Origin of the sequence: Bradyrhizobium sp. Ai1a-2 (assembly GCF_000426245.1) — a bacterium.
Taxonomy (GTDB): domain Bacteria; phylum Pseudomonadota; class Alphaproteobacteria; order Rhizobiales; family Xanthobacteraceae; genus Bradyrhizobium.
In genome coordinates this window covers 1-5,888 of record NZ_AUEZ01000164.1, presented here as the reverse complement: position 1 = coordinate 5,888, position 5,888 = coordinate 1, and the positions used below count along the sequence as shown (strand labels likewise).

The window sequence follows — 5,888 nt, the reverse complement described above, 5'->3', positions numbered from 1 at the left end:
AGTCCGGATCATCCGCCAGCGCTTCGAACATACCTAGCCAGACCCCCTTGGCGCTCCACCGGCTGAAACGTCGGAAGACGCTGTTCCATTCGCCGAACGCTTCGGGCAGATCACGCCACGGCGAACCGGTTCGCACGATCCATAACACGCCCTCGACAAACATCCGGTTGTCGCGGCCTGTCGAACCACGCTGGTCCGGCCGACCGATGATCAAGCCGGAGATACGGTCCCATTGCCTGTCGCTCAGAACGAGCCGATCCGTAACGCCCAAGGCTTCCTCCTAAAAGAAAGCCTTGAATCACGTTCCATCTGATTTGAGAATCCCAAGAGTCCACACAGCCTAGGAGGTCCGGTGCTTCGCATGCCACTTCGGGCCGCGCCCTCGCATGTAATGAAGCTCGGGCCGATAGGGATTGCGGAAAATTCCAATCAGCTTGTGGCAGCCTGCGATGATCGCGTGCAGGCTCCGGCGCAGCGGCCTCCAGGAGGCTTTAGCGCGCGGCACGGCGGCCGCCTCAGTGCAGCTTGCCGAGCACGGACGAGAACGGCAGGACGAAGATTTCCTCGCCGAGCTCATCGGTGACGTGCAGGACCCAGCCGCGCCAGTCCTCTTCGCTAGGCGTCATGATGAGTGAGCGCACGAGGCCTTCCGCGTACTCGCGCGCTTCGGCCAGGTCCATGGCGATACCGCAGTCATCGATCAAGACGTGCTCGGCATCAGAGCAATGGAAATACAGTTCAGCCATGTTCCGCCTCCTGCGGCAAGCGACCTCACAGTCCAATCGTAGCAGCGCGGATGACAGCGGAGAATCCGGGTGATCCCCCATCGGGAAACTACGGGGAATGCTGGGGATTCGACTTAAGTCGATGGGGATTGATTGGCTCGGCTGAGGCCAGATCCGCCATGCGGTTCGTCCGGCGAGAGCTGCTTCCAGGAGACCCCGCGGTTAATACATTGTTTATTTCTTTGCGCCCATTTTCACGACCTCATTCAGCAAGGAGGCACCATGTCTGACATCACCATGCCCGGCGGGCGTATTCGTTCCTTCGTCGAGCGGATCGAGAATCTGGACACCGAATTGCAGGAGTTGAACGAGCAGAAAAAGGAAGTCTTCTCGGAGGCCAAGGCCGAAGGTTTCGACGTGAAGATTCTCAAGGAGATCATCAAGCTGCGGAAAGAAGATAAGGAAGAGCGCGACGAGCGCGAAACCCTGCTCGACCTCTACATGCGGGCGATGGAAACCTCGCAGCCGGAGCAGGCCGCCAAGGCAGCGTGATCCAATCGATGTGACGCGCATGACGGGTTAGCTCAGTTAACCCGTCGAGCCGCGAAGTTGCGCGAAGTTCTTGGTGTTATCCGTCCGAGTCTGGTCACGTCCGTTACTTCGGTAGTTCAATCAACCGAAATCGATACAGTTGTGCAACGGAAAGAGGTGATCACTGTGTCGGCTAACGACAGCGCCGTCAAAGAACCACCGGTCCAAGGACTCGGAGCAACCGATGCGAAAGATAGTCACGACTGTGGCCTGCTGCATTTTGGTGTCAATTTCCTCCACCGCGTCGCGTGCGCAGACTCGGGACGCCAGCAAGCAGGAGGAAAGCCTCAAGCAAGCCGATGAGGCGCTCAACGCGGCCTTCCAGCGCTTGCTGGCGAAAATCTCACCTGACCGCCAAACGGCTCTTCGCAAAGCGGAAACGACCTGGGTGAGTTTCCGTGATCAAGAATGCGAGTTTGAAGCACTCGGATCCAAAGGCGGCTCTGTTCATTCGCTGGCCATCATGGCTTGCAGGGAGCGCGTGACCCGGACTCGAACAGGCGAGCTGCTTGCTCTGGTCAATTGCCCGGAGGGGGACGTGGCCTGCGGACACCAGTGAGCGGACACTTCCGCATCATTCGCAGGAAGAAGCCTCGTCCCGCCGCGACGGACCTGGATGATATCCGTCGGAACGTGTGTGTCTCTCACCAATACGGATCGTCCCAGGGTTCCGAATACGGCGGGGGCATCCAGGGCGCTGGCGGCCGCCTGGGCCGCCGAGGTTCGGCTACGGGCACGTGCGGGCGCGGAGCCACATAGTTCTCCTTCTTTACGGTCGGCGCGGCGGGTTTCGCGGACAAGGCGGCAAGCTGCGCCTGCAGCGCCTGTATCTGCTCGGCGATGCGCGCGCTGTCCCGGGCATTCTGCTCCTGAGCCGTCTTGAGCTGCTGAATGGAGTCGGCATGCTCGCGAAGCGTTTGGTCGTGACTGCTCTTCAGTTGCTCGAGCTTGTCGTTGATGCTTACAAGGCCCTGCGCGATGGTCTTGAGCGATTGCGCAACGTCTATGGATGTCGAGTCGACGGGCTTGGCGGAGCCGGTTGGCGGAGCGTCTTTCGTTTCCTTGGGGTTCGAAGGCGCCGGCGCGTCCTTGGGGACCGGGGGGGCCGGCGCGGAAGGCTGTTCAGCCGCATCGGCTACCTGGACAACCAGCGATTTTGCCGGATCGCGACGCTCGGCCGCCTCTGGAGGCAGCGCCGAGACGTGCGGCGTCCATCGCGCCATGATCGCCTTGGCCTCATCGCCATATCGCGCGGCGAGCGCCGCACCAGCGATGCCGACCGCCAACAGAAGGCCGGCGAGGGTTCGCAGCACGGGGCGACCCCGTCGCGGGGCTGGGTCGCGAGCCGGGTTCTCCGGTGTTGGTGCCTCGTTCACGGTGGCAGCGTCGGAGCGCTCCGTGCCGGCACCTTCCTGCCGGGCCGGCTGGCTGTCGCCGCCGTGCTCCAATCCGGAGACCAACCGGTCGAGCCGCGTAAGGTCTTCGCCGGCACTCTTGATCCGTTCATAGGCCCGCGCCAGCTCGCCATCAGCGCGCGGCATGCCCTGCGGTTCGTCCGGCTTCGGGTCGTCCGTACCAGCCACCGATGCGCTCTCCATTCAGCCTTGCAGCGGCAGTCCGAGATTCTTGGAAGGATAGTTGCCGTCGCCGTTTCGATCAAGATAAGGCCGGCGTGAGGGAGAATTTATGGCGACCTCGGCAGCCACTTCTGCCGAGTTCATGGACCGACCGCAGAGAACGTTCCTCCGCAGGCCATTCGCAAAACCTCGACTAAGCCGGGGCGACGGCGATGTAGGGAATGCTGGCCACGACAACGACAAGCTGGATCGCATTGCTCAGCATGCCGCCCCAATGGAGCTGTCGCAGCCGGCGCGCGGCGTCGGCATCGCCAACATTTCTGTCACTGATCCGCGCATCCATCTGCCGCAAAAACCAGCCGCGCGACGAGGCTGCGAAAGCCGCGATCAAGCCAATGCCAATGGCTAAAGCCAGATGACCGGTCACGGCAACGGCTATCGTCGCGATCACACCGGCCCCGGCCAATGTCACGAAATAGCCGTTGAACATGGCGCGCAACAGTCGGGCGACAGGCAGGATGTCCAGCCTCACCAGCAGAAAGGCGGGGGCCGCCAGCAGTAGATACATCATCGGAAGCAGCAGGATGATGCTCGCGAACACGACGGCGGTATCTGGCGTCATCCGAATATCCTTTGTTTTCTTTCCCTTCAGGGCAGGGGCTTTCCGGCGACATCGATGACAATATCCGTCTCGACCCATCGCCGTTACAATTGGGCTTTGGTCTGATGCGATATTGAAACTACCGGTGGTGGCGCTTGTCACAGCAGGCGCTTGGCCGCCTCATGTCTTGCCAGCCCGCTTCCCACCAACCGAGATGAAAGCCATGAGGCAGGGTTCTGGCAGCGGATTGCGCCAGCGGTGCCGCGTTCCGTTCTGGACCACGCAATCACCCTGACGGAGATGCACCTTTTGACCGTCGTCCAGCTCCAGAGTCATTTCGCCCCTGACCACCACTCCGTAATCGACGGTATCGGACGTGTGCATCCCGGGTGCGTCGCGGTCAAAGTAATCGCCCATGCGAGGTACCTTCTCGGACAATTCTCTCAACCCGCTTTCAAAGGTGGTGCCCGGCGGCGGGGTCCATCCTTCGGGCCTCCTGGGAGGATAGGAGATAAGGCGGAACATCGTTCCTCCCGGCCCCGGGAATGCACGAGTGCCTTGCAGCATGGGGTCCGGCTCGATCCCCGTGAGCTGTGGGACTTCTTCGGTGATATAGAGCTCGTAGAAAGTCAGCCCGGGATTCGCGTCGATCGTGACCACCTTCGGGGTCACATCGAACGACTTGAATACCGACTTGCCGTTGGCATCCCGCCCGGTCAAGGCCCGCTTCGGGGTCGGCAGCGTGCTGGCATCCTGGGCCAGGACGCTTTGCGGGAGTAACGCGCCACCGCCTGCCATCGCCGATAACACATACAGCAGATGACGCCGATCCAAATCACTGAGGTCGGACAACGGGCTATCGCTCGGGTCGGGATTTTTCTCGGCTCTTCCCAGGAATGTTGGCCACCGGAATCTCATCAGCCTGTCCTCCCCATGATTTGACGATGAGTATAGTTGTTGGTGGAGATGCGGGAATGCGTCACCGGGTCCGCGCTTCGCGTGGCCCATGACAGGACTGAGGGCTTCACAAGCCGACATTTGAGCTGCGCAGATTCCGAATCCGCATAGCGCGCCGTTTCAGTGGGCCCATGCTGGCCCGGCGCCCTGTATCTCGGACGGATCGCAACAACGACTTTCCGTCCGTGCTGCGTACCTTCGGGCCTGTGCTCGTTAGGAGGTATCTCATGCGACGTTTTATATTTGCCTTGTCAGTTGCCGCTCCAGTCGCGGCGGGAGCAATCTCGCCAACCGCCGCGCAGGACTACCCTTACTGCCTGCAGGGAAAGGACTGGGGCCTTCCGGGCCTTTGCTCGTTCTGGACCTACCAACAATGCCTGGCGAGCGCATCCGGCACGTTCTCCTATTGCGGGATCAACCCGCGCTTCGCCTTTTTCTACACGCAGCCAGGCCGCTGGCCGCCGCCGCACTGAGATCGTGTTGACATAAGGAAGCCCCGCGCGGCGGGCTCAACGCAAACGGCTTGTCGGATGAGTTTCGGCTGTCCGACGTTGATCGGTTTCGACCTGAACGGGAGCTGAGCCATGAAGTGCACGAAGCAGCAGTTTGCCGTTATCTGCGCGCTCGTGGCAGTGCCTCTGTCCTTGAGCATTGGACGACTCAATGCGCGCGATTCCGATCTCGCCACTGGCACATTGGCCGCCGCTCAGACCGCCAAGCAGCAATGCATGAATACCTGTCGCGCGCGATATCGCGACTGCCGTCATATGAAACAGTTGCCGTCGTTCGAGTGTCGGGGTGTTTACCAGGACTGCACGCGATTCACTTGCAGTGGTGCAGGACCGGGGTGATCGCGCCACCCCAGGATCAGAGCGCTAATCCTGCCCTGCGGCGACATGTTTCGATTCGATTGTCAAACAGCGCATGCGATGCGAGTCCGCGTTCCCGCGGCACAAAATGCCCGGGGTCGCGTTTTCGTTGACCCTCTTTCGATGGAGAGGGCGCAGGGAAAGCCGGGTGCCGGTTGCACCCGTGGGCCCCGTGCAACAAAAAGCACGGGGGTAGGACCACAGGTCAACCGAAGCAACTCCGGCTTTCCCTGCGCAGTGGTTTTACGACTTACTTCGTGCTCTCCCCGGTGACCGGCTATCTAATGCACACATCTTTGTTGCGAAGATCGGCGAAGACTGATTCCCTGATGAGAGGCGGTCTTGTGGAGGGAGGTCTTATGTCGATGGAGGTTGGACTGGGACGATTTGGCGATCGTCGCCTGGAAAAAGGGGGGCGTCGTTGCATGACGCCCTCGTTCGCCGGCCTGGTTCATGCATTCGTCGTCTTGCGGGGGACCGAGCGCAGGAGGTGCGTTTTACGCGCTTTCTGCGCAATGAACGGGTGAGTGTCGCCGAGATGGCGAGCCATGCGGCTTCGCGCACGGCG

The 5,888-nt window shown here is 61.1% G+C and carries 8 protein-coding genes; 3 read left to right on the top strand and 5 right to left on the bottom strand.

The features are described from left to right. Window positions 1-271, bottom strand: a 271-nt coding sequence (locus tag K288_RS0142150; protein ID WP_027583766.1) for an IS5 family transposase, incomplete at its 3' end; no start/stop codon positions are given. Window positions 272-515: 244 nt separating this feature from the next. Beyond that, entirely contained in the window at window positions 516-746 is a 231-nt protein-coding gene (locus tag K288_RS0142145; protein WP_027584731.1) for a hypothetical protein, read from the bottom strand. A gap of 261 nt (window positions 747-1,007) precedes the next feature. Between K288_RS0142145 and K288_RS0142140 the strand changes: the two genes are divergently transcribed. Next, on the top strand, window positions 1,008-1,277 hold the full coding sequence (locus K288_RS0142140) for a DUF2312 domain-containing protein (protein ID WP_027584730.1): 270 nt from the start codon (window positions 1,008-1,010) through the stop codon (window positions 1,275-1,277). A gap of 223 nt (window positions 1,278-1,500) precedes the next feature. After that, window positions 1,501-1,875, top strand: a complete 375-nt coding sequence (locus K288_RS48795) for a lysozyme inhibitor LprI family protein (RefSeq protein ID WP_051335047.1) — start codon at window positions 1,501-1,503, stop codon at window positions 1,873-1,875. 85 nt (window positions 1,876-1,960) lie between these two features. Here K288_RS48795 and K288_RS0142130 read toward each other — a convergent pair whose 3' ends face one another. From K288_RS0142130 to K288_RS48790, 3 genes are all read right to left on the bottom strand, one after another. Next, on the bottom strand, window positions 1,961-2,899 hold the full coding sequence (locus K288_RS0142130) for a hypothetical protein (protein ID WP_244443475.1): 939 nt from the start codon (window positions 2,897-2,899) through the stop codon (window positions 1,961-1,963). Window positions 2,900-3,086: 187 nt separating this feature from the next. After that, window positions 3,087-3,515 (bottom strand): hypothetical protein, encoded by a 429-nt coding sequence (locus tag K288_RS0142120; protein WP_027584728.1) that lies wholly within the window; start codon window positions 3,513-3,515, stop codon window positions 3,087-3,089. Window positions 3,516-3,674: 159 nt separating this feature from the next. Further along, a complete protein-coding gene (locus tag K288_RS48790) occupies window positions 3,675-4,346 on the bottom strand; it encodes a cupin domain-containing protein (protein WP_244443474.1) in 672 nt (223 codons plus the stop codon). Between the two features lie 332 nt (window positions 4,347-4,678). Here K288_RS48790 and K288_RS51695 point away from each other — a divergent pair, with 332 nt between their 5' ends. Then, a complete protein-coding gene (locus tag K288_RS51695) occupies window positions 4,679-4,924 on the top strand; it encodes a DUF3551 domain-containing protein (protein WP_084800117.1) in 246 nt (81 codons plus the stop codon). Window positions 4,925-5,888: the final 964 nt, after the last annotated feature.

Bases quoted from the DNA above. Each gene is read 5' to 3' on its own strand.
- K288_RS0142145 (WP_027584731.1), bottom strand. From the start codon at position 746: ATGGCTGAACTGTATTTCCATTGCTCTGATGCCGAGCACGTCTTGATC.
- K288_RS0142140 (WP_027584730.1), top strand. From the start codon at position 1,008: ATGTCTGACATCACCATGCCCGGCGGGCGTATTCGTTCCTTCGTCGAG.
- K288_RS48795 (WP_051335047.1), top strand. From the start codon at position 1,501: ATGCGAAAGATAGTCACGACTGTGGCCTGCTGCATTTTGGTGTCAATT.
- K288_RS0142120 (WP_027584728.1), bottom strand. From the start codon at position 3,515: ATGACGCCAGATACCGCCGTCGTGTTCGCGAGCATCATCCTGCTGCTT.
- K288_RS51695 (WP_084800117.1), top strand. From the start codon at position 4,679: ATGCGACGTTTTATATTTGCCTTGTCAGTTGCCGCTCCAGTCGCGGCG.